The organism is Streptomyces sp. NPDC014764 (genome assembly GCF_043082785.1).
Classification (GTDB): Bacteria; Actinomycetota; Actinomycetes; order Streptomycetales; family Streptomycetaceae; genus Streptomyces; species Streptomyces althioticus.
In genome coordinates this window covers 1-23,644 of record NZ_JBIBXY010000020.1, presented here as the reverse complement: position 1 = coordinate 23,644, position 23,644 = coordinate 1, and the positions used below count along the sequence as shown (strand labels likewise).

17 protein-coding genes are annotated in these 23,644 nt (G+C 73.6%); 12 read left to right on the top strand and 5 right to left on the bottom strand.

Annotation, left to right across the window (positions count from 1 at the left end; translation table 11 throughout):
* Positions 1-88: 88 nt before the first annotated feature.
* Entirely contained in the window at positions 89-2,341 is a 2,253-nt protein-coding gene (glgX, locus tag ACF1AG_RS30245; protein WP_359603557.1) for a glycogen debranching protein GlgX, read from the top strand.
* A 10-nt stretch (positions 2,342-2,351) separates the two neighbouring features.
* On the opposite strand, the gene ACF1AG_RS30240 is transcribed toward glgX, so the two are convergent.
* The 4 genes from ACF1AG_RS30240 to ACF1AG_RS30225 are packed head-to-tail and all read right to left on the bottom strand — an operon-like array spanning position 2,352 to position 5,944.
* Complete coding sequence (locus tag ACF1AG_RS30240) at positions 2,352-3,026, bottom strand: response regulator transcription factor (RefSeq protein WP_359603555.1); 675 nt, start codon at positions 3,024-3,026, stop codon at positions 2,352-2,354.
* Complete coding sequence (locus ACF1AG_RS30235) at positions 3,016-4,269, bottom strand: sensor histidine kinase (protein WP_359603553.1); 1,254 nt, start codon at positions 4,267-4,269, stop codon at positions 3,016-3,018. Before ACF1AG_RS30235 ends, ACF1AG_RS30240 begins: the two co-directional genes overlap by 11 nt.
* A 26-nt stretch (positions 4,270-4,295) precedes the next feature.
* Complete coding sequence (locus ACF1AG_RS30230) at positions 4,296-5,045, bottom strand: ABC transporter permease (protein ID WP_359603551.1); 750 nt, start codon at positions 5,043-5,045, stop codon at positions 4,296-4,298.
* Positions 5,042-5,944: an ABC transporter ATP-binding protein gene (locus tag ACF1AG_RS30225; protein WP_359751432.1), complete on the bottom strand. Its 903-nt coding sequence runs from the start codon at positions 5,942-5,944 to the stop codon at positions 5,042-5,044. The genes ACF1AG_RS30230 and ACF1AG_RS30225 overlap by 4 nt, the downstream gene beginning before the upstream one ends.
* Before the next feature lie 220 nt (positions 5,945-6,164).
* Here ACF1AG_RS30225 and ACF1AG_RS30220 point away from each other — a divergent pair, with 220 nt between their 5' ends.
* The 10 genes from ACF1AG_RS30220 to ACF1AG_RS30175 all read left to right on the top strand — a co-directional run bounded on the left by ACF1AG_RS30220 (position 6,165) and on the right by ACF1AG_RS30175 (position 19,438).
* Complete coding sequence (locus ACF1AG_RS30220; protein WP_391810706.1) at positions 6,165-7,952, top strand: ABC transporter ATP-binding protein; 1,788 nt, start codon at positions 6,165-6,167, stop codon at positions 7,950-7,952.
* Positions 7,949-9,802, top strand: coding sequence for an ABC transporter ATP-binding protein (locus tag ACF1AG_RS30215; protein WP_359603545.1), 1,854 nt, complete (start codon positions 7,949-7,951; stop codon positions 9,800-9,802). Before ACF1AG_RS30220 ends, ACF1AG_RS30215 begins: the two co-directional genes overlap by 4 nt.
* Before the next feature lie 66 nt (positions 9,803-9,868).
* Positions 9,869-10,825 carry a fructosamine kinase family protein gene (locus tag ACF1AG_RS30210; RefSeq protein WP_359603543.1) on the top strand — a complete coding sequence of 319 codons (957 nt, stop codon included), beginning with the start codon at positions 9,869-9,871 and terminating at the stop codon, positions 10,823-10,825.
* Positions 10,806-12,527 (top strand): ABC transporter ATP-binding protein, encoded by a 1,722-nt coding sequence (locus tag ACF1AG_RS30205; protein ID WP_359603542.1) that lies wholly within the window; start codon positions 10,806-10,808, stop codon positions 12,525-12,527. Before ACF1AG_RS30210 ends, ACF1AG_RS30205 begins: the two co-directional genes overlap by 20 nt.
* Positions 12,524-12,649 carry a hypothetical protein gene (locus tag ACF1AG_RS30200; RefSeq protein WP_359603540.1) on the top strand — a complete coding sequence of 42 codons (126 nt, stop codon included), beginning with the start codon at positions 12,524-12,526 and terminating at the stop codon, positions 12,647-12,649. The genes ACF1AG_RS30205 and ACF1AG_RS30200 overlap by 4 nt, the downstream gene beginning before the upstream one ends.
* A complete protein-coding gene (locus tag ACF1AG_RS30195; protein ID WP_391810705.1) occupies positions 12,646-12,771 on the top strand; it encodes a hypothetical protein in 126 nt (41 codons plus the stop codon). The genes ACF1AG_RS30200 and ACF1AG_RS30195 overlap by 4 nt, the downstream gene beginning before the upstream one ends.
* Positions 12,768-14,534: an ABC transporter ATP-binding protein gene (locus tag ACF1AG_RS30190; protein ID WP_391810704.1), complete on the top strand. Its 1,767-nt coding sequence runs from the start codon at positions 12,768-12,770 to the stop codon at positions 14,532-14,534. The genes ACF1AG_RS30195 and ACF1AG_RS30190 overlap by 4 nt, the downstream gene beginning before the upstream one ends.
* A 303-nt stretch (positions 14,535-14,837) precedes the next feature.
* Positions 14,838-16,883 carry a M4 family metallopeptidase gene (locus tag ACF1AG_RS30185; RefSeq protein ID WP_387798737.1) on the top strand — a complete coding sequence of 682 codons (2,046 nt, stop codon included), beginning with the start codon at positions 14,838-14,840 and terminating at the stop codon, positions 16,881-16,883.
* A 289-nt stretch (positions 16,884-17,172) separates the two neighbouring features.
* Positions 17,173-18,825 (top strand): M4 family metallopeptidase, encoded by a 1,653-nt coding sequence (locus tag ACF1AG_RS30180; RefSeq protein ID WP_359603532.1) that lies wholly within the window; start codon positions 17,173-17,175, stop codon positions 18,823-18,825.
* A 91-nt stretch (positions 18,826-18,916) separates the two neighbouring features.
* Positions 18,917-19,438 (top strand): DUF1990 domain-containing protein, encoded by a 522-nt coding sequence (locus ACF1AG_RS30175; protein ID WP_391810703.1) that lies wholly within the window; start codon positions 18,917-18,919, stop codon positions 19,436-19,438.
* A gap of 119 nt (positions 19,439-19,557) precedes the next feature.
* Here ACF1AG_RS30175 and ACF1AG_RS30170 read toward each other — a convergent pair whose 3' ends face one another.
* The gene (locus ACF1AG_RS30170) at positions 19,558-22,176 is read right to left on the bottom strand and encodes a glycosyltransferase family 1 protein (protein WP_359603529.1); all 2,619 of its coding nucleotides are present in this window, start codon (positions 22,174-22,176) and stop codon (positions 19,558-19,560) included.
* A gap of 760 nt (positions 22,177-22,936) precedes the next feature.
* Between ACF1AG_RS30170 and ACF1AG_RS30165 the strand changes: the two genes are divergently transcribed.
* On the top strand, positions 22,937-23,644 hold a 708-nt coding region (locus tag ACF1AG_RS30165), incomplete at its 3' end, for a maltotransferase domain-containing protein (RefSeq protein WP_387798744.1).

Below are 23,644 nucleotides of genomic sequence, written 5' to 3'. Positions count from 1 at the left end.
CGACGCACCGGGGAGCCGCGGCCGGGCCGCACGGGCCGTGGCTCACCCTGTCCGCCGTCGTCCCCCACGAGCCGCGGGAGGCTGACAGGTGTCCAGCGCAGCCGAGCAGGAGGCGGTGGCCGGAGAGCGGGCCACCGGGGACGGGCGCCCGGCCGTCGTCGTGAACGGCGCGCGGCCGGCGCCGCCCGTGCCCACGGTGCCCGTCCGGCCGGGCCGGCCGACGCCGCTGGGCGCCCGGTTCCGCACCGGCCCGGACGGGGTGGCGGGGACGAACTTCGCGCTCTGGGCGGGCGGGGCGGAGGGCGTGGAGCTGTGCCTGTTCGACGGGCACGGGCGGGAGAGCCGGGCCCGGCTGACCGAGTTGACGCACGGCATCTGGCACGGCTTCGTGCCGGGGGTGCTGCCGGGGCAGCGGTACGGCTACCGGGTGCACGGCCGCTGGGACCCGTGGACGGGCGGGCGCTGGAACCCGGCGAAGCTGCTGCTGGACCCGTACGCGCGCGCCGTGGACGGGGACTTCGTGCTGCCGCCCGAGGTGTACGGGCACGTCCGGGACTGGCCGGAGCAGCATGTCGCGGACACCGTGCGCGACGACCGGGACTCGGCGCCGTACGTGCCGAAGGGCGTGGTCGTCCATGACGACGACGACTGGGCGGACGACCGGCGGCCGAAGACCCCGTGGGCGGACTCGGTCATCTACGAGCTGCACGTACGCGGCTTCACCAAGCGGCACCCTGACATCCCGGAGGAGCTGCGCGGCACCTACGCGGGTCTCGCGCACCCTGCGGCGATCGAGCACCTGGTGCAGCTGGGCGTCACGGCCGTCGAGCTGCTGCCGGTGCACCAGTTCGCGCACGAGGACCATCTGCTGCGCCGGGGCCTGCGCAACTACTGGGGCTACAACTCCGTCGGCTACTTCGCGCCGCACGCCGCCTACGCGGCCTCCGGGACGGCGGGGCAGCAGGTCGGCGAGTTCAAGCGGATGGTGCGCGCGCTGCACGCGGCCGGCATCGAGGTGATCCTCGACGTCGTCTACAACCACACCGCCGAGGCGGGCGAGCTGGGCCCCACGCTGTCGCTGAAGGGCATCGACAACCGTGGCTACTACCGCCTCCAGCCCGACGCCCGCCGGTACGCCGACTACACCGGCTGCGGCAACACCCTGCACGTGGTGCAGCCGCACGTGCTGCGGCTGATCACGGACTCGCTGCGCTACTGGGTGACGGAGATGGGCGTCGACGGCTTCCGCTTCGACCTGGCGGCGGCGCTGGCCCGCTCCATGCACGACGTCGACATGCTCTCCCCGTTCCTCGCGGTGATCGCGCAGGACCCGGTGCTGCGCCGGGTGAAGCTGATCGCGGAGCCCTGGGACATCGGCTCCGGCGGCTACCAGGTGGGCGCCTTCCCGCCGCTGTGGACGGAGTGGAACGACCGCTACCGGGACGCCGTGCGGGACTTCTGGCGCCACGCGCTGCCCGACGTGCGGGAGATGGGCTACCGGCTGTCCGGGTCCAGCGACCTGTACGCCTGGGGCGGGCGGCGGCCGTACGCCTCGGTCAACTTCGTCACCGCGCACGACGGTTTCACCCTGCGCGACCTGGTGTCGTACGACCGCAAGCACAACGAGGCCAACGGGGAGGGGAACCGCGACGGCACGAACGACAACCGGTCCTGGAACTGCGGCGCGGAGGGCGGGACGGACGACCCCGACGTGCGCGCCCTGCGGCGGCGGCAGCTGCGGAACCTGCTGACCACGCTCCTGCTGTCGACGGGCGTGCCGATGCTGGTGGCGGGCGACGAGATGGGCCGCACCCAGCGCGGCAACAACAACGCCTACTGCCAGGACAACGAGATCGGCTGGGTGGACTGGAGCCTGCGCGACGACCCGGAGTGGCGGCCGCTGCTGGAGCTGACCTCGCGGCTGATCGCGCTGCGCCACCGGCACCCGGTGCTGCGCCGCCGCTCGTTCTTCTCCGGCCGGGCGCACTCGGCGGACGGGCTGCGGGACCTGGCCTGGTTCACCCCGCACGGCCGGGAGATGACCGAGGACGACTGGTACGCGCCGGCCGCCACCCTCGGCATGTACCTCTCCGGGCGGGACATCCCGGGGCGCGACGAGCAGGGGGCGCCGGTGCTCGACGACAGTTTCCTGGCCGTGCTGCACGCGGGCGGGGACCCGGTGGACTTCACGCTGCCGGGGTCCCCGTGGGCGGAGCGGTACGAGGTGGTGGTCGACACCGGGCGGGAGGAGCAGAGCGGAGCGCCGGACGTGACGTACCCGGCGGGGACCTCGGTCACGGTGCCGGGGCGGACCGTGCTGCTGCTGCGGGTGGCGGCCTGACGGGCGGCCGTCAGCCGAGGATGCCCCGGTCGTACGCCGTCGCCACGGCCGCCGCCCGGTCCTTGGCTCCCAGCTTGGCGAAGATGTGGGTCAGATGCGTCTTCACCGTGGCCTCGCTGATGAACAGCTCACGGGCGATCTCCCGGTTGGACGTGCCCTTGGCGACCAGCGCCAGCACCTCCCGCTCCCGCGCGGACAGCGGTTCCGCGCCCGGGGTGCGGGGCGCGCGGACGGCGGACACCAGCCGGGAGGCGACGGCCGGGGACAGCACGGAACGCCCCTCGGCCGCGGCGCGGACGGCCGTGAACAGCTCCTCGCGCGGGGCGTCCTTGAGCAGATAGCCGGTCGCGCCCGCCTCGATCGCGGGCAGCGTGTCGGAGTCGGTGTCGTACGTGGTGAGCACCAGCACCCGGGCGCGGGCGCCGCGGCGGGTCAGTTCCCGGATGGCCTCCACGCCGCCCGTGCCGGGCATGCGCAGGTCCATGAGGACCACGTCGGGGTCCAGTTCCGCCGCCCGCCGGATCGCCGCCGCGCCGTCGGCCGCCTCGCCGAGCACGCGGAAACCGGGCGCGGACTCGAACATGCCGCGCAGGCCGTCGCGGACGACGGGGTGGTCGTCGACGACGAGCAGGGTGATCACGGGCACGGCCTCGGCGGCCTCGTCGGGGGCAGCGTCAGGGGTCATGGCGGACCAACGGTACGCGAGCCGAGACCGCCGTGCCGCCGCCGGGTTCGGACTCGACCGTGAGTGACCCGGCGACGCGTTCGGCGCGGGCCCGCATGCCGTCGAGGCCGAAGCCGCCCGAGGAGGTGTGCGCGGGGACGGCGAGCGGGTCGAACCCCCGGCCGTCGTCGCGGATGTCGAGGGTGACCTCGTCGCCCATGTAGGAGAGGGTGACGCCGACGCGCGAGGCGCCCGCGTGGCGCGCGGTGTTGGCGAGGGCCTCCTGGGCGATGCGCAGCAGGGTGGCCGCCATCTCGTCGTGCAGCGGCTCGGCGGTCCCCGTGACCGTGAACTCGGCCTTCACCTCGGTGCGTTCGCCCCACTCGGTGACGGCCCGTCCCAGCGCGCCGGTCAGTCCGCCGTCGGCGAGCGCCACCGGGGAGAGGTTGTGCACGGAGCGGCGGGCCTCGCCGAGGCTCTCGCGGGCCAGGGCGAGGGCCCGGTCCAGACGGTCGCGGCCGGCGTCCGGATCGGGGGTGTTCGCGGCTACCTGGAGCTGGGCGATGATGCCGGTCAGCCCCTGGGCCAGGGTGTCGTGGATCTCGGCGGCGAGCCTGCGGCGCTCGTCGGCGACCCCAGCCTCCCGCGCCTGCACGAGCAGTTGGGAGTGCAGCGCCGCGTTCTCGTCGAGGGCCTGCTGCAGCGCGGTGTTGGTGCGCTCCAGTTCGGCGATGGCCGCCGCCTGGGTGCGGGCACGGTCCTCCTCGAGGTTGGCGAAGTGGCCGAAGAGGAACACCAGGAGGCTGTTGGCGGCGAGGAGCCCTCCGAAGACCGCCCAGCCCGTCCGGCCGTCCGGGGGCAGTCCGCCCGCCTGGGAGCCGGCCACGGTCACGGCGGTGGCGAACAGGCCCGCCCTGCGCAGCCGGCGCGGCAGCAGGTCGGTGCTGAAGTAGCCGAGGACGGCGTAGAAGGCGAAGAGCGGGTTGAGCCAGGTGAGGGCGAAGCCGAGGGCCCAGCGGACGGCGTACTGGCGGACACCGGCCGGGGACGGTCCCGCGGGCGGGGTGCGGGCCCCGCGGCCCCACCACAGCTCGGCCGCGACGGCCGTGACGACGAGCGCGCCGCAGGCCAGCAGCTCGCCGGCGCCCATGCCGAGGGCGTCGGCGATCACCCATGCCATCAGGCTGCTCATCAGCAGCAGGCCGTAGGGTCCCCAGCGGTGGAACACCGCCCAGCGGTCCTCGAGGCGGGCCGTCTCCGTCATCGCACCAGTGTCCGCCACGCCCGTCCTCACTCCCAGCGGAACCACCGCACCGCGCCCGCGGTGAGCAGCACCGCCCACCCCGCGGTCACCGCGAGGTGCGCCGCTCCCGGCCAGTGGCCCGCCGAAGCCTCGTTGAGCGCCTGCGCGGCCGCGCCGAACGGCGTCCAGCCGACGATGTCGGCCATCAGGTCCGGCATGGCGTCGACCGGGAGCCACACGCCCGCGGTGAACATCGCCGGGAACAGGGCGGTCGAGCCGATCGCCGTGGCGATCTTCGCCGTGCGGGCGAGGGCGCTGAGCAGCGCGCCGAACGCGAGGGAGGCGGCCAGGGCGAGCAGCAGCGCGAGGAGGTGCCCGAGCGGCTGCCTCGGCAGGGCGACGTCGAAGGCGAGGCGGCCGACGGCGAGGGTGAGCAGCACGGAGATCAGCGAGGCGGCGCCGAGCACCGTCATCTGGGCGGAGAGCAGGGCGGAGGGGCGGACCGGTGTGGTGGACATCCGGCGCAGGATGCCGGTCTCGCGGTAGCCGGTGAGGGTGGGCGGCATGCCCTGGAGTCCGCCGATGATCAGGCCGAGGAGAAGGGCGACGGGCACGTAGGCGTCGACCGGACGCAGTCCGCCGAGGGCGGGGTCGGCCTCCCGGAAGGACGGGATGGAGCCGAGGATCACCAGCAGCAGGGTCGGGAAGAGCATGATCCAGAAGATGCCGCCCGGTTCGCGCCTGAAGAGACGGAACTCGGTGCGCAGCACTGCCGTGTTGACGAGTCCGGTGCTCATGCGGGGCTCTCCGTGAGGTCCAGGAAGGCGTCGTCCAGGGTGGCGTCGGTGACGCGCAGCTGGTGGGCGGTGACGCGGGAGCGGGCGAGGAGGGTGAGGACGGCGTCGACGGTGTCGTCGGTGCCGGACAGCGTGATCCGGCCGTCCTTGCGGGCGAGCGAGGCGAGCCCGGGCAGCGCGTTCAGGGCGGCGTCGTCGAGCGGGGCGGACGGGGTGAAGCTGATGACGGTGGCCCCGGCCGAGCGGCGGACCAGTCCCGCGGGGGTGTCGAGGGCGGCGACGCGACCCTGGTCGATGACCGCGATCCGGTCGCAGAGGCGCTGGGCCTCCTCCATGAAGTGGGTGACCAGGAGGACGGTGACGCCGCCGGCGCGGACGTCCTCGATCAGTTCCCAGGTGTCCCGCCGGGCGCGCGGGTCGAGGCCGGTGGTCAGCTCGTCCAGCACCACGATCCGCGGGTTGCCGATCAGGGCGAGCGCGATGAACAGGCGCTGCTTCTGGCCGCCGGACAGCTTCGCGAACCGGGTGGTCAGCTTCCCGGTGAGGCCGAGGCGTTCGGCGAGGGGGCGCCAGTCGGCCGGTCGGCGGTGGAAGGAGGCGTAGAGCTCCAGGGCCTCGCGGACGGTCAGCTTCGGCTGGAGTTCGCTCTCCTGGAGCTGCGCGCCGAGGACGCGGGTGACCTCCTCGTGGTCGGCGACGGGGTCGAGCCCGGTGATCCGGACCCGGCCGGAATCAGGAACGCGCAGCCCTTCCACGCACTCCACGGTGGTGGTCTTGCCGGCGCCGTTGGGGCCGAGGATCCCGAAGATCTCGCCCTCGTCGACGGAGAAGGACACCCCGTCGACGGCGGGCCGGCCGCCGTAGGCCTTGCGCAGATCGGTGACGTCGATGACGGACATGACGGTCAGTGTCGCGGTGAACACGGCGCGCGGACATCGGCCGTCGCGCTCGGCCGCGCATCCTCCGATCGGCCGATGGGGTGGTACGACTCCCGGGCCCGTGACGGGGATGCACCGAGGTGGGGCGGTTCCGCGGCGCCGGTCGTAGGACTCACGGCGGAGGCGGACCGGGCCGGAATTCGGTGGGCAGCGTCAGTGGCGAACCGTACTCTCACTGCTGATGCCCACTACACCTTCTCCCCGGGAACCCCGCTCCACCGTGCGGACGCTGCTACGGCTGTGGCCGTACGTGCGGCCTGTGCGGACGCGCCTGTTCACCGCCGCGTTCATCGCAGTCCTGGCGTCCTGCATAGGGCTCGTCATCCCGCTGGTGCTCAAGTGGATGGTCGACGGGCCCATCGCCGACCGGGACCCGGCGGGGGTGTGGCTCGGCGCACTGTACCTGCTGCTGCTCGGGCTGGCGGAGGCGCTGCTGTTCGGGTTGCGGCGCTGGCTGGTGGCGCGGCCCCTGTCGCACGTCGAGGCGGAGATGCGGGCCGACCTGTACCGGCACCTCCAGCGGCTGCCGATCGCCTTCCACGACCGCTGGGCCTCGGGTCAGTTGCTGTCCCGGGCCACCACGGACCTCATGCTGCTGCGCATGTTCCTCGCGTTCCCGCTGACCTTCCTGCTGGTCAACGGCGTGACGATCCTGGTCGGCGTCAGCATCATGCTGGTCCAGGACTGGACCCTGGGGCTGGTCATCCTGGTGCCGGCGGTGCCCGTGCTGATCACCTGCGTGGTGTTCGAGAAGCAGTACTCGCGGGCGGCGCGGCAGGCGCAGGACCAGGTGGGCGACCTGACGACCGTGGTCGAGGAGAGCGTGCTCGGCATCCGGATCATCAAGGGGTTCGGCCGGCACCGCAGCCAGGCGCGGGCGTTCCGCGAGCTGTCGGGGAAGCTGCGGGGCACGGAGCTGCACAAGGCTCGGCTGCTGGCGACGATCCTCGGCATCATCGTGACGCTGCCCGAACTGGCCATCGGGGCGGCGCTGGTGCTGGGCGCCGTGCAGGTGGCGGACGGCGAGCTGTCGGCGGGCACCCTGGTGGCGTTCCTGTCCACGGCTCTGGCGCTGCGCTGGCCGGTGGACTCGATCGGCTTCCTGCTGGCGATGAGCCAGGAGGCGGCGACGGCCACCGAGCGGTACTTCGAGGTGATGGACGCGGTGCCGGAGTCGGGCGCCACGACGACCCCGGTGCAGGACGGCGGCCCCCGGGAGGGCGGGCTGCGGTTCGAGAACGTCACCTTCCGCTACCCGGACGCGCCCGAGGGCTCGCCGCCCGTGCTGGACCGCGTCGACCTGCACATCCGGCCCGGCGAGTCGCTGGCGCTGGTCGGGGCGACCGGCAGCGGCAAGACCACGCTGACCGCGCTGGTGCCCCGGCTGCACGAGGTCACCGAGGGACGCATCACCCTCGACGGCCGGGACATCAGGGACATGTCCCGTCAGGAGCTGCGCGCCCGCGTCGCCGTCGCCTTCGAGGAACCGACGCTGTTCTCCGCGACCGTCGGAGAGAACGTCCTGATGGGCGGCGGCACCGGCGAGGAGGACCTGGACCGCGCCCTGGCCGTCGCCCAGGCCGACTTCGCCCACGCGCTGCCGCAGGGCACCGCCACCCAGGTCGGCGAGCAGGGCCTGAGCCTGTCCGGCGGCCAGCGGCAGCGGCTCGCGCTCGCCCGCGCCGTCGTGGGAGGCCCCGGCTTCCTGGTGCTGGACGACCCGCTGTCCGCGCTGGACGTGCACACCGAGGCCGCGGTCGAGGCCGCGCTGCGCCGGGTGCTCGCCGACACCACTGCGCTGATCGTGGCGCACCGCCCGTCCACGGTGCTGCTGGCCGACCGGGTGGCGCTGCTGTCCGGCGGGCGGATCACGGCGGTCGGCACCCATCACGAACTGCTGCGCGGCAATGCCGAGTACGCCCACCTCATGTCGGGCGACCCGGTGCAGGAACTGGAGGAGCAGCGATGACGGCGGCCACGACCGCACCGGTCCGCGACGAGGACGACGACCGGACACCGCAGGAATCGGGCGACCCCTTCGACCGGGACGTGCTGCCCGCTCCCCCGGGCGCCACCGGCGCGCTGCTGCGCTCCCTCCTCGCGCCGATGCGCGGCCGGGTGGCGCTGACCGCGCTGTTGCTGTTGCTCCAGCAGGCGGCCGTGCAGGCGGGCCCGCTGCTGGTGGCGTACGCGATCGACCGAGCGGTGCCCGCGTTCCGCGACAGCGACCACGGGCCGCTGATCGCGGTGGGAGCGGGCTATCTGCTGTGCGCGTCGGCGGCCGGGGCGCTGCAGTACGCGTTCATCACCGCCTCCGCCCGGGTCAGCCAGGACGTGCTGCTGGATCTGCGCGGCCGGATCTTCCGGCACGCGCAGGCGCTGAGCGTGGACTTCCACGAGCGCTACACCTCCGGCCGGCTGATCTCCCGCTCCACCACCGACGTCGAGGCGCTGCGGGAGCTGCTGGAGGAGGGCCTGCAGGAACTGGTGATGACCATCCTGTCCGCCGTGTACATCTCGGTGCTGCTGCTCTGGCTGGACCTGGGCCTCGGCGCGGTGGCGGTGGCGTCGTTCGTGCCGCTGTACCTGCTGGTGCGGTCCTACCAGCGGCGGGCGCAGCGGGTGTACCGGAAGAGGTCGACGGCGATCGCGGCGGTGATCGTGAAGTTCGTCGAGACGATGAACGGCATCCGCCCGGTGCGCGCCTTCCGCCGCGAGAAGGCCAACGACGCGGACTTCGCGGTGCTGAACCGGCGGCACGAGAGGACCAACGGCGACGCGCTCCTGGAGATGGCCCGCTACGTCGTCGGCTCCCGGGTGACCGCCAACACCACGGTCGCGCTGATCGTGCTGTGGGGCGCCTACCGGGTGGCCGGTCAGACGCTGGCGCTCGGTGTGCTGGCGGCGGCCGTGCTCTATCTGCGGCGGCTGTACGACCCGATCGACCGGCTGGGCATGTTCCTCAACTCCTACCAGTCGGCGGCGGCCTCGCTGGAGAAGATCGCCGGCCTGCTGGCGCAGACCCCGTCCGTGCCCGAGCCGGCGACGCCCCGCGAGCTGCCGGGGCGGCGCTCCGGTCTCCCCGGGCGGGAGGTGGTCTTCGACGACGTGCGGTTCGCGTACCGGACCGGCGGCGAGGTGCTGCCCCGCTTCGGCCTCATCCTGCCGGCCGGGCAGACCGTGGCGGTCGTCGGCTCCACCGGCGCGGGCAAGTCCACGCTGGCGAAGCTGCTCGCCCGGTTCTACGACCCGAGTGACGGGCGGGTGCTGCTCGACGGGGTGGACCTGCGCGACCTGACGGGACGGGATCTGCGGCGCGAGGTGGTGATGGTGACCCAGGAGGCGTTCCTGTTCTCCGGGACGGTCGCCGAGAACATCTCCATCGGCCGTCCTGAGGCCACCCGCGAGGAGATCGAGCAGGCGGCCAAGGAGATCGGCGCGCACGACTTCATCGCGGCGCTGCCCGACGGCTACGACACGGACGTCCGCAAGCGCGGCGGCCGTATCTCGGCGGGCCAGCGGCAGCTGGTGGCGTTCGCGCGGGCGCTGCTCGCGGACCCGGCCGTGCTGATCCTCGACGAGGCGACCAGTTCGCTGGACGTTCCCGGCGAGCGGGCGGTGCAGCGGGCGATGGCCACGGTGCTGAAGGGCCGTACGGCGGTGGTGATCGCGCACCGGCTGTCCACCGTGGAGATCGCGGACCGGGTGCTGGTGATGGAGCACGGGCGGATCGTGGAGGACGGCAGCCCGGACGAACTCATCGGCTCCACGGGCCGGTTCGCGGACCTGCACCGGGCCTGGCGGGACAGCCTGGCCTGACGAGCGCCGCCGTCGCGGACCCGCTTCCGGGGGCGCGCCGGGGGACCGACCGAGAGGAGCACACCTGTGACGGAGGCGACGTCGATGCTGCTCGCGCGGCTGCACGCGGCGGGTCTGACGGACGTCGGCGAGGTCGAGCCGGCGTCCGGGGGGCTCGCCGCGACCGCAGGGCTGGCCCGCCGCGCGGACGGCACCCCGCTGTTCGTGAAGGCGTTCGGCGAGCCGCCGGCGGACGACGCCTTCGCCGCGGAGGCCGAGGGGCTGGGGGTGCTGCGCGAGGCGGGCGGTGTGGTCACGCCGGAGGTGGTGCTCGCGGAGCGGGACCTGCTCGTGCTGTCGGTGCTGCGTCCCCGGCCGGACACGGAGGCGTTCTGGGAGCAGTGCGCGCACGCTTTCGCCCGCCTGCACACGGTCACGGCGCACGACCGGTTCGGCTGGCACCGGGACAACTGGCTGGGCCGCCGACGCCAGGTCAACACCTGGACCGACGACGGGTTCGAGTTCTTCGCCCGGCACCGTCTGCTGCGCTGGCTGGAGGAGCCCCGGGTCCGTGAGGCGCTGGACGCCGCCGACCGCCGCGCGCTGGAGCGGCTGTGCGACCGGCTGCCCGAGCTGCTGCCGGACCGGCCCGCCTGTCTGACGCACGGCGACCTGTGGGCGCAGAACGTGATGGCCGCTCCCGACGGCCGGCCCGCGCTGATCGACCCGGCCGTGTCGTACACCTGGGCCGAGGTGGACCTCGCCCATCTGTGGACGACCGCGCCGCCGCCCGAGGCGCGGGTGTTCTTCGAGCGGTACGCGGAGCTCACCGGGCTGGACGCCGGATGGCGAGAGCGGATGCCGATCCTCCAGTTGCGGCAGCACCTGGCCGTGATCGCCCAGTTCGAGCCGGACTGGGGCGCCGCCGAGCACGTACGGGCCACCCTCGCACCGTTCCGGGAGCGCCCGTGGGACGACCGGAGAGGCACGCCGTCCGCCGGGCCGCAGGGGGAGGAAGACGCCCGTGATCGACACCTACGGTGATCCCGGCACGCCCGACGGGCGTGGCGGGGCCCGCTATCTGTGGTGGCTGGTCCGCCGGCAGCCGGGGCGCTGTCTGGCGGGTGCGGTGTACGGCAGCGTGTGGATGGTGCTGCTGGCGTCCACCCCGTACCTGATGTCCCGGGCGGTGGACGACGGGCTGGGGACGGGCGAGATGGCGGCGCTGGCCGGCTGGGCCGGTCTGCTGGTCCTGGTGACCGCCTTCAACGCCTGGCTGAGCATGATGCGCCACCGCACGATGACGAAGGTGCGGATGGACGCCAACTTCCGCACGGTGAAGGTGGTCGTCGGGCACACCGTGCGGCTGGGCGCGGCGCTGGACCGGCGGGCGGCGGCCGGGGAGGTCGTCACCATCGGCGTGGGGGACGTGCAGGTGATCGCCCAGTCCCTCACCGCCGTGGGGCCCGGGATCGGCGCGGTCGTGGCGTACGCGGCGGTGGCGGGGCTGCTGCTGACGGTGTCTCCGCTGCTGGCCGCGGTGGTGCTGCTTGGGGTGCCGGTGATCGGGCTCGTGGTGGGACCGCTCGCCGGGCGGCTGCAGGGCACGGAGACGGAGTACCGGGAGCGCCAGGGCGTGCTGACCGCGCGGATCGGGGATCTCGCGGGCGGGCTGCGGGTGCTGAGCGGGCTCGGCGGCAAAGGGCTGGTCGCGGACGCCTTCCGCCGCGACTCGGGGAGGCTGCGCGAGCAGGGCTACCGGGTGGGGGCGGTGACGAGCTGGATGCAGGCGCTGGCCGCCGGTCTGCCGACGCTGTTCCTCGCCGTGGTGACGTGGATCGCCGCCCGGCAGGCCGCGCAGGGGGACATCACCATCGGTGAACTGGTGTCGGTTTACGGATACGTGACCGTCCTGGTGTGGCCGGTGATGTTCCTGATCGAGTGCGGCTACTACCTCAGCCGGGGCGTGGTCGCGGCCGGCCGGGTGGCGGCGCTGCTGCGGATCCAGCCGCCGCCGGACGCGGCATCCGCCGAACCGCCGGCCGAGCCGTCCACGCTGGAGGACCCGGAGTCCGGGGTGCGGGTGCTGCCGGGACGGCTGACCGCGCTGGTCTGCGCCCGGCCCGCCGACGCGGTGGCCGTGGTGGACCGGCTGGGCCGGTACACGCCGTCCGACGTCACGTGGGGCGGGGTCCGGCTGGACGAGGTCGCGCTCGCCCGGGTGCGGGAGCGGATCCTCGTCGCCGAACCGGAGGCCGCGCTGTTCGCGGGCCCGCTGCGCGAGGTGGTCGCGGGCCGGGGCGCGTCGTCCGACGCGCGGGTGCTGGGCGCGTTGCACGCGGCGGCCGCCGACGACGTGGTGCGCGGGCTGCCGGACGGTCTCGACTCGGTGGTGTCCGCGCAGGGCCGCAGCCTGTCCGGCGGCCAGCGGCAGCGGGTCCGGCTGGCGCGTGCGCTGCTCGCCGATCCGGAGGTGATGCTGGCGGTGGAACCGACCTCGGCGCTCGACGCGCACACCGAGGCCCTGGTCGCCGACCGGCTGCGCGCGGCACGCGAGGGCCGGACGACGGTGCTGGTCACCACCTCGCCACTGGTCCTGGACCGGGCCGACCGGGTCCTGTTCCTGGCCGACGGCAAGGCGACGGCGAGCGGCACGCATCGTGAACTGCTCGACGGTGAGCCGGAGTACCGGCGCCTGGTGGCCAGGGACGCGGAACAGGGCGCGTCCGAGGAGATGGCCCGATGAGCGGAACACCACTGCCGGTGGCGGAACCGGCCGATCTGCGACTGGCTTCCCGGAAGCTGACGGCAACCGACCCGGTAGCCCTCCACACCGGACAGAACGCCCCCGAGGAGACGGCCCGATGAGCGGAACACGACTCCCGCTGGCGGAACCGGCCGATCTGCGACTGGCTTCCCGGAAGCTGACCGCGACCGACCCGGTAGCCCTCCACACCGGACAGAACGCCCCCGAGGAGACGGCCCGATGAGCGGAACACGACTCCCGCTGGCGGAACCGGCCGATGTGCGGGGGGCTGCCGGGGAACTGGTGCGGGCGGACGGGCGGGCCTTCGCCGGTGTGCTCGCGCTGAACGGCGCGGCCGCCCTCGCCGGTCTGGCCGGACCGTGGCTGCTCGGGCGGATCGTCGACGAGGTGCGGGCGGGCGGCGGCACCGCCGTGGTGGACCGGCTGGCCCCGGTCATCCTGGCCTGCGCGGTGGCACAACTGCTGCTGTCCCGCTGGGCCCGTTACGTGGGGCACCGGTTCGGGGAGCGGACGCTGGCGCGGGTGCGGGAGCGGTTCGTGGACCGGGCGCTGGCGCTGCCGTCCGCCGTGGTGGAGCGGGCCGGCACCGGCGATCTGACGACGCGGGGCACGGCGGACGTGACCGCCGTCGGCACCACGCTGCGCGACGCCGGGCCCTCGCTGCTGGTCAACCTGGTGCAGTCGCTGTTCGTGATGGTCGCGATCCTGTTCGTGGACCCGCTGCTGGGCGCGCTGGGGCTGTTGTGCCTCACCCCGATCTGGCTGGTGCTGCGCTGGTACCTGCGGCGGGCCCGGGACGCGTATCTCGCCGAGGGCTCGGCCAACTCGGACGTGGCGGAGGTGGTCGCGTCGACGGCGGCGGGCGCCCGCACGGTGGAGGCGTTCCGGATGGAGGAGCGGCGGATCCGGGCGAGCCGGGAGGCGCTGGAGACGTCCCGCCGCGCCCGTATGCGCACGCTGTTCCTGCGCTCGGTGTTCTTCCCGGTGGTCGAGCTGTCGTACATCGTGCCGGTGGCGGGGGTGCTGCTGTGCGGCGGATGGCTGCTCGCGCGCGACGCGGTGAGCCTGGGCGCGGTCGTGGCGACCTCACTGTACCTGCTGCAGCTGAGCGGGCCGCTGGACGAGGTGCTGATGCGGCTGGAGCAACTCCAGTCCAGCGGGGCCTCGTTCGCCAGGGTGGAGGGCCTGGGCCGGGCGCCGCGCGCGGCCGGGCGCAGCGACGCCCCGGACCCCGCGGACGACCGCATCGACGTGACCGGCGTGCGCTACGCGTACGACGGAGGCGGTGAGGTGCTGCGCGGGGTGGACCTGACGCTGACGCCGGGCGAACGGCTGGCGGTGGTCGGACCGTCGGGCGCGGGCAAGACCACGCTGAGCCGGCTGCTGGCGGGGGTGGACGCGCCGGCCGCCGGGAGCGTGACCGTGGGCGGGGTGCCGGTGGCGGCGCTGGATCCCGAGCGGCTGCGGCGGCAGGTGGTGCTGGTGACCCAGGAGCACCATGTCTTCCTGGGGTCGGTCCGGGACAATCTGCGGATCGCCGCGCCGGACGCCGGGGACGAGGAGCTGTGGGCGGCGCTGGCCGTGGTGGGCGCGGACGGCTGGGTACGTGAGCTGCCGCGCGGGCTGGACACCGAGCTGGGCGAGGGCGGTCACCCCACCGACGGCCCTCAGGCGCAGCAACTCGCCCTGGCGCGCGTGGTGCTGGCCGACCCGCACACGCTGGTCCTCGACGAGGCGACGGCCCTGCTCGACCCGGCGACGGCCCGCCACGCGGAGCGCGCGCTGGCCGCCGTGCTGGAGGGCCGTACGGTCGTCGCCGTCGCGCACCGGCTGCACACCGCGCACGACGCGGACCGGGTGGCCGTGATGGAGGACGGCCGCCTCTCCGAACTGGGCACACACGACGCCCTGGTGGCGGCGGACGGGGTGTACGCGGCGCTGTGGCGCTCGTGGCACGGGGACGGCGCGGCCGGCGAAAGGGCTTAGGGCCGGGCCCGCACGTGGCCGCCGCCCCGGGGCCCCGTGGCGCCGCCATTCCGCCGTTGTCCGGTTAACGGACACCCTCTCCCGGAGACCGAACGGGAATCGGCCAACTTCCTGACGCGCTCCTGACAGAAACCGCGATCCCCTGCCACTCTTCCCACGGCCGCTTCACAGCAACCCCACAGCTTCGGCTGCCCGTTGTGCGGCGGTCACTGCTCGGAGCACTTCCGTTCTGCCCGGCCGGCTGACCCGCCGGCCGGTCTCCCCAGGCCGCGTACCCCCGCGGCCCCGCAGAAGGAGTCAGCCTTGAGAAGCAGGACGTCCCACAGACGCACCCCCCGCACCGCGCAGCGCCGCGTCGCCGCCGTCGCCCTGGCCGGCGTGGCCGCGTTGATCGCCACGGCCGTCCAGTCCGGCGCCGCCACCGCCGCCCCCGACACGGCGCCCCGGACCGCCGGCGCCGCCGCGCCCGGCTCGGAGTCGGTCAAGCTCACCCCCGCCGAGCGTGCCGCGCTGATGCGCCAGGCGGACTCCGTCAAGGCCGAGACCGCGAAGGACCTCGGTCTGGGCGCGAAGGAGAAGCTCGTCGTCCGCGACGCCCTCAAGGACCGCGACGGCACCGTGCACGTCCGCTACGAGCGCACCTACGACGGGCTTCCCGTTCTCGGCGGCGACCTCGTCGTCCAGGGCGACACGGCCGGCGAGGCGGACAGGGTCGTCAAGGCGACCCGCGCCGCGGTGAAGCCCGCCACCACCGCCGCGAAGGTGCCGGCCGCGAAGGCCGAGGCGCAGGCCCTGTCCGCCGCGAAGGCCGAGAAGGCCGAGGGCGCGGACGTCGACCGGGCCCCGCGCAAGGTGATCTGGGCGGCGGACGGCAAGCCGGTCGTCGCCTACGAGACGGTGGTCGGGGGTCTCCAGCACGACGGCACCCCGCAGGAGCTGCACGTCGTCACCGACGCCACCACGGGCGAGAAGCTGTACGAGTGGCAGGCCGTGCAGACCGGCACCGGCCACACCGTCTACAGCGGCACGGTCGACCTGACGACCACCCAGTCGGGCTCGACGTACAACCTCACCGACGGCGCGCGCGGCGGGCACAAGACGTACAACCTCAACCGCGGCACCTCCGGCACCGGGACGCTGTTCTCCGGCTCCGACGACGTCTGGGGCAACGGCAGCCCCTCCAACGCGGAGTCTGCTGGCGCGGACGCCCACTACGGGGCGGCGCTGACCTGGGACTACTACAAGAACGTGCACGGCCGCAGCGGCATCCGTGGGGACGGCGTCGGCGCGTACTCCCGGGTCCACTACGGCAACAACTACGTCAACGCCTTCTGGTCGGACAGCTGCTTCTGCATGACCTACGGCGACGGCTCCGGCAACGCCAACCCGCTCACGTCGATCGACGTGGCCGCGCACGAGATGTCGCACGGCCTCACCTCGGCCACCGCCGGCCTGATCTACAGCGGCGAGTCCGGCGGCCTGAACGAGGCGACCAGCGACATCTTCGGCGCGACGGTCGAGTTCTACGCGAACAACTCCTCCGACGTCGGTGACTACCTCATCGGCGAGGAGATCGACATCAACGGGAACGGCACCCCGCTGCGCTACATGGACAAGCCCAGCAAGGACGGCCGGTCCAAGGACTCCTGGTACTCCGGCATCGGCTCGATCGACGTGCACTACTCGTCGGGCGTGGCGAACCACTTCTTCTACCTGCTGAGCGAGGGCAGCGGAACGAAGACCATCAACGGGGTCACCTACGACTCCCCCACCTCCGACGGCCTGCCGGTCACCGGCATCGGCCGCGCCAAGGCGGAGAAGATCTGGTTCCGCGCGCTCACCACGAAGTTCACCTCCACCACGAACTACGCGGCGGCCCGCACCGGCACCCTGGCGGCGACCGGTGAGCTGTACGGCACGGACAGCGCCGAGTACAAGGCGGTGCAGGACGCCTGGGCGGCCGTCAACGTCGGCACCCGCTCCGGCGGTCCCGGGGGCGGCGGCACCACCTTCGAGTCGACCACCGACGTGGCCATCCCGGACGCGGGCGCCGCGGTGACGTCCGCGATCACCGTCACCGGCCGCACCGGCAACGCGCCGAGCAACCTCCAGGTCGCGGTGGACATCGTGCACACCTGGAGCGGTGACCTCGTCGTCGACCTGGTGGCCCCGGACGGCACCTCGTACCGGCTGCGCAACCGCACCGGCGGTTCGGCGGACAACATCAACGAGACGTACACGGTCAACGCGTCGTCGGAGACGGCCAACGGCACCTGGCGGCTGCGGGTCCAGGACATGGCCCGCTACGACACCGGCTACGTCAACGGCTGGAGCCTGACCTTCCCGTAGGCGGACCCCGTCACCGTACGGACCCTGTCGCGGCGCCGTTCCGGGTGGTTCCCACCGCCCGGGACGGCGCTGTTTTTGCTGATCCCATACGCGCCGAGGGTTGCGCCTTTGCCGAGGTCACGCCGGTTCCACACGCGCGCAGCGCACGGCCGGACGACTACTTTCGGCCAACATCATCCGACCCTCATGACATGTACGCGACGTGGGTGTCACTCTTCCCTCGCTCGGTGCACCACCCGGACGGCCCCCCAACCGCCCGGCACCCCCCACTCCCCCCGAGGAGCTTCGAGTGACTCCCTTCCACGCGCGTCGTCGCCGTACCGCCCTGGCCGCCGCCACCGCCGTCGTCGCCGGCGCCCTGCTCACCACCGGCCTGGCCACCGGTACCGCGACCGCCGACTCCGCCCCCGCCGGCAAGCCCGTCCTGGGCGGCGCCCCCGTGCTGCTGCCCGCCGCCGCGCGCACCTCCCTCATCCAGGAGCAGCAGTCCTCGGCCTCCGAGACCGCCGACGCGATAGGCCTCGGCGCCAAGGAGAAACTGATCGTCAAGGACGTCGTCAAGGACGTCGACGGCACGGTCCACACCCGCTACGAGCGCACCTACGAGGGGCTGCCCGTGCTCGGCGGCGACCTGGTCGTCCACGAGCCGGCGGGCGGCGCCAGAACCGTCACCAAGGCCGTGAAGGCCGCCGTCGAGGTCGCCTCCGTGACGCCGAAGGTCGCCGCGGGCAAGGCCGAGACGCAGGCGCTCGCCGCCGCCGGGAAGGCCGGTTCCGAGCGCACCGAGGCCGACTCCGCGCCACGCAAGGTGATCTGGGCCGCCGAGGGCACGCCCGTCCTCGCCTACGAGACCGTCGTCGGCGGCCTCCAGGAGGACGGCACCCCGAACGAGCTGCACGTGATCACCGACGCCACCACCGGCGAGAAGCTGCACGAGTGGCAGGCCGTGCACACCGGCACCGGCAGGAGCCTCTACTCCGGCACCGTCACCCTCGGCACCTACAAGTCCGGCTCCACGTACCAGCTGTACGACACCTCGCGCGGCGGTCACAAGACCTACAACCTGGCGCGCGGCACCTCGGGCACCGGCACCCTGTTCACCGACGCGGACGACACCTGGGGCACCGGCAGCGCCTCCAGCTCCTCCAGCGACCAGACCGCGGCCGTGGACGCCGCCTACGGCGCCCAGATCACCTGGGACTTCTACAAGAACACCTTCGGGCGCAGCGGCATCAGGAACGACGGCAAGGCCGCCTACTCCCGCGTCCACTACGGCAGCAACTACGTCAACGCCTTCTGGCAGGACAGCTGCTTCTGCATGACCTACGGCGACGGCTCGGGCAACACCCACCCGCTGACCTCGCTGGACGTCGCCGGCCACGAGATGAGCCACGGCGTCACCTCCGTCACCGCGGGTCTGCGCTACAGCGGCGAGTCCGGCGGCCTGAACGAGGCGACCAGCGACATCTTCGGCGCGGGGGCGGAGTTCTACGCGAACAACTCCGCCGACGCCGGCGACTACCTCATCGGCGAGAAGATCGACATCAACGGCGACGGCACGCCGCTGCGGTACATGGACAAGCCGAGCAAGGACGGCGCGTCCAAGGACTACTGGTCCTCCAGCCTCGGCTCGGTCGACGTCCACTACTCCTCCGGCCCGGCGAACCACTTCTTCTTCCTGCTCGCCGAGGGCAGCGGCAGCAGGACCATCAACGGCGTGAGCTACAACTCGCCCACCTACGACGGCTCCACGGTCACCGGCATCGGCCGCGCCAAGGCGCTGCAGATCTGGTACAAGGCGCTGACCACGTACTTCACCTCGACGACCAACTACAAGGCGGCCCGTACGGGCACCCTGAGCGCGGCGTCGGCGCTGTACGGCGCGAACAGCGCGGAGTACAAGGCGGTCAACGCGGCCTGGAAGGCGGTCAACGTCAGCTGAGGCCGGTTCTCTCCCGTACCGCGCGGCACCCGGAGCGTCTCGCTCCGGGTGCCGCCGGTGCGTTCGGGGCCACCGCTTAGGCTTGGGTCCCATGTCTTCGGCGGACTTCACCTACGACCACGTCGGCGCGAGCCGGAATCCCGAGTTCTGCCCTCCGGGATTTCACCACTTGAGGGAACGCACCCGGCTCGGCGAGGGAGAGACGGTGTTCCGCCAGGCGGTGGACGCGCTGTTCGGTTTCGAGATGCACCGGGAGATGGGGGTCGGAATCGACGCCTCGGCGGACCGGGCCGCGCCCGACGTCGACGTCACCGTCACCTTGGCGGGGCTGGTGAAGGCGCCGTGCCGGGTGGTGTGGGCGGAGGAGGAGTACCGCGAGGCAGGGTGGGCGTACGGGACGCTGGCGGGTCACCCGGAGAGCGGGGAGGAGGCGTTCGTCGTGCACCGCACCGGTGACGGGACGGTGTGGCTGACCGTCTCGGCGTTCAGCCGGCCGGCCCGCTGGTACGCACGGGCCGGTGGCGCGGCCACCCGCTCCCTCCAGCACGCGTACGCCCGCCGGGCCGGCAAGGTGCTCCGCCGCCTGGCGACCCGGGGCGTGGAGGACGCCTGACCGCGACGGGGGTGCGGGGCCGTGCCCATCGCCGGGCGCGGACTGCGGCGGGCCCGTCGCGCAGTTCCCCGCGCCCCTTCGCGCCTCCGCCAGCGCCGGCCACCCCAGCCGGCGCAGCGCTACCGCATGAGTAGGCCCGCCGCCTCGGCGACGTCCTCCGGTGGTACCGCCACCAACCCCAGCTCCGCTCCCGACGCCAACAGCCGATGGCTGGGAAGCACCCGTACCGTGTAGCCGAATGGCCCCGTCCGGTCGAGGGACAGCGGGCCCTCGTAGACCCACTCACCCCCCGCCGCCGGCGCCCCCACCGGCTTCAGCGGCACGGCGGCCGCATCCGTGATGCGGTCCTCCTCGTCCACCCGCCCCGCGACGGCCTGCACCTCCACGTCCTCCGGCCGCAGGCTTCCCAGACCCACCCGCACCCGGAGGGCCAGCGTGCTGCCCAGCTCCGCGGTGGCGGAGGCCACGGACGTCTCGACGTGGTCGACGCTCACCCCGTGCCACGCCCCCCGCACCGCCGCCTTCCACTCCGCGAGCTCCCGCGCGGCGTCCGCGTCCATCGCCCGGTGCGCGTGCGCGGCCGGCGTGTACAGCCGGTCCACGTACTCCCGCACCATGCGCCCGGCCAGCACCTTCGGCCCGAGCAGGCTCAGCGTCCGCCGGACCATCTCGATCCACCGGTCCGGCAGCCCGCTGCGCCCGCGTTCGTAGAACGTGCGGGTCACCCGCTGCTCCAGCAGGTCGTACAGCGCCGCGGCCTCTATGTCGTCGCGCCGGTCCGGGTCGGTCCCGGCGCCGTCCGCGGTGGGGATGGACCAGCCGAAGTCGGGCTGGAACCACTCGTCCCACCAGCCGTCCAGCACCGACAGGTTGAGCCCGCCGTTGAGCGCGGACTTCATCCCGCTGGTGCCGCACGCCTCCAGCGGCCGCAGCGGGTTGTTGAGCCAGATGTCGCAGCCGGGGTACAGCTTCTGCGCCATGGCCATGCCGTAGTCGGGCAGGAAGACGATCCGGTGGCGGACCCGCGGGTCGTCGGCGAAGCGGACGAGCTCCTGGATGAGCCGCTTGCCGCCGTCGTCCGCCGGGTGCGCCTTGCCGGCGACCACGATCTGCACGGGCCGCTCGGGGTGCAGCAGCAGGTCCATCAGCCGGTCCCGGTCGCGCAGCATCAGTGTGAGCCGCTTGTACGACGGGACGCGCCGGGCGAAACCGATGGTGAGGACGTCCGGGTCGAGGACGCCGTCGATCCATCCCAGTTCGGCGGTTCCGGCGCCGCGCTGCCGCCAGGAGGCGCGCAGCCGTTCCCGTACCTCCAGCACCAGCAGTTCGCGCAGCGACCGGCGCAGGTCCCAGATCTCCTGGTCGGGGATGTCGGCGACGGAGTCCCAGCGGTCGGAGTCGCCGATGCTGAGCGCCTCCTCGGCGCGCTGGGTGCCGATCTGCCTGGCGCCGAGCCGGTACACCTCGGGGGCGACCCAGGTCGGCGCGTGCACTCCGTTGGTGACGGAGGTGATGGGCACCTCCTCAGGGTCGAACCCGGGCCACAGTCCGGCGAACATCTCCCGGCTGACCTGGCCGTGCAGCAGGGAGACCCCGTTGGCCCGCTGGGCGAGGCGCAGGCCCATCACGGCCATGTTGAACAGGTTGGGCTCGCCGCCGGGGTAGGTCTCCATGCCGAGCCGCAGGATGCGGTCGACCTCCAGGTCCGGCAGCTCCGCGTGCGGGCCGAAGTGCCGGGCGACCAGTTCGCGGTCGAAGCGGTCGATGCCGGCCGGCACGGGCGTGTGCGTGGTGAACACGGTCCCGGCGCGGACCGCCTCCAGGGCCGCGTCGAAGTCGAGCCCTTCGGCGCGCAGCTCCGCCATCCGCTCCAGGCCGAGGAACCCGGCGTGCCCCTCGTTGGTGTGGAACACCTCCGGCGCCGCGTGCCCGGTGAGGCGGCAGTACGTGCGGACGGCGCGGACACCTCCTATGCCGAGGAGCATCTCCTGGAGCAGCCGGTGCTCGCTGCCGCCGCCGTAGAGCCGGTCGGTCACCCCGCGCTCGATGAGGTCGTTCTCCTCGATGTCGGAGTCGAGCAGGAGCAGCGGGATCCTGCCCACCTGGGCGACCCAGATACGGGCGCGCAGGGAGCGCTCGCCGGGCAGGGCGAGGGTGATCTGTGCGGGAGCGCCGTCGGCCTCCTTGAGCTGGTCCAGGGCCAGCTCGTGCGGGTCGAGGACGGGGTAGTGCTCCTGCTGCCAGCCGTCACGGGACAGGGACTGGCGGAAGTAGCCGTGCCGGTAGAGCAGACCGACGCCGATCAGCGGGGCGCCGAGGTCGCTGGCGGCCTTGAGATGGTCGCCGGCCAGGATGCCGAGCCCGCCGGAGTACTGGGGCAGGGCGGCGGTGATGCCGAACTCGGGGGAGAAGTAGGCGACGGCGGCGGGCAGCCGGCCGCTCTGCCGCTGGTACCAGCGGTCGCCGGTCATGTAGGTGTCCAGGTCGTCCGCGACCGCGGCGAGGCGGTCGAGGAAGTCGCGGTCGACGGCCAGTTCGGTGAGCCGCTCGGTCGGCACGCTGCCCAGCAGGCGCATGGGGTCGCCGCCGGCCGCGGCCCAGCGTTCGGGGTCGACGGAGCGGAACAGGTCACGCGTTCCGGCGTGCCAGGACCAGCGCAGATTGCGGGCCAGGTCGCTGAGCGGCCGGAGGGGTTCTGGGAGCACGGGTCGGACGGTGAATCGACGGATAGCCTTCACAAGCCACCTCGGCGCGTTCGTGAGAGACGCGGTGTGCGTCCGGGTATCGCAGCCGACAGTACCGGCGCGGACACCGTCCGCGGGGGAAGCCGGGGGACACGGGTACCTCGCCTGCCCCGTCCAAACGATTCACCGCACAGTGGACATGGCCGATTCCGGCCCCATGTACGGCCTTGTCGTACTTCACCCCGCGCGCCGCGCCGCCGCTCCGCGACCCCTGTCGCACCGCCCGTCCCCGGGCCGGTCGCCGGGCAGGACAAGAAACCGGCCGTTTCCGCCCGCCGCCGGTTCGCTCCCGCGTCACCTGCGGTGTCAGGGCCCCACGCGCCCTTTCCGCCCCACCCGTCCCACCGGTCCCGGGCCACCGTCGGCGCACGGTGCGGGCGTGTCGGCCCGGCCCGGGCGGGTGACGGGCGGCGCGTGCGGGAAAACCGCTGGTCGACGGGAGGGGCGGGCGACGCACTCGCGGCGCGTTCCCCCGTCCGCCCCGGCGCCCGCGTGCGCCGGCGAGCCGCGCAGGCTTCGGAGCGCCCGCGGCCGGTGGGAACGAACCCAGCACGGGTGCGCTCCGGACCCTCCGGGCGCCGAGGGGCCCCGGCCGGTCTTGTGTGTCGACATACGCGTGAGTAGTTAACAAAGGGCCGGATTGCCCACCCGAACGGTGTGGGAAGGCTCCTGCGGGTACACCCCACTGGGATCCCGCAGGACCCACCTCCCCACAGTCATCCGCCCACCCTCGTTGACGCGGACAGGAGCGGTCATGCCCGCCAAGCACCACTCGTCATCCCCCTCACCGTCCGGCGCCAAGGCGTCCGGCCGCCCCGGCGCGGCGCCCGCGCGCGGCCGCCCGCCCCGCACCGATCCCGCCCCGGCCGTCACGCGCACCACCGCGTCCCCGGCGGCCGGGACATCCGTGGGACGTATCCCCGTGCTGGACGTCCGGCCGCTGGTGCGGCAGGGGCGCCGGCCCGCGAAGGCCGTGCCGGGCGAGGCGTTCGAGGTGACCGCGACGGTGTTCCGCGAGGGGCACGACGCGGTGGCGGCCAACGTGGTGCTGAGGGATCCGGAGGGGCGTCCGGGGCCGTTCACGCCGATGCGGGAGCTGGCGCCGGGCACGGACCGGTGGGGGGCGACCGTCACCCCGACGGGCACGGGCCTGTGGACGTACGCCGTGGAGGCGTGGGGCGACCCGGTCACCACCTGGCGGCACCACGCACAGATCAAGGTCCCGGCGGGCATGGACACCGAGCTGGTGCTGGAGGAGGGTGCCCGGCTGCACGAGCGGGCGGCCGAACAGGTGCCCGGGTCCGGCGACCGGGAGGTGCTGCGCGTGGCCGTGGAGGCCCTGCGTGACACGGAACGGCCTGCGGCGGCCCGGCTGGCGGCGGCGTTGACGCCGGAGGTGGACGCGGTGCTGGCGAGGCACCCGTTGCGGGAGCTGGTCACCAGCAGCGAGCCGCTGCCCCTG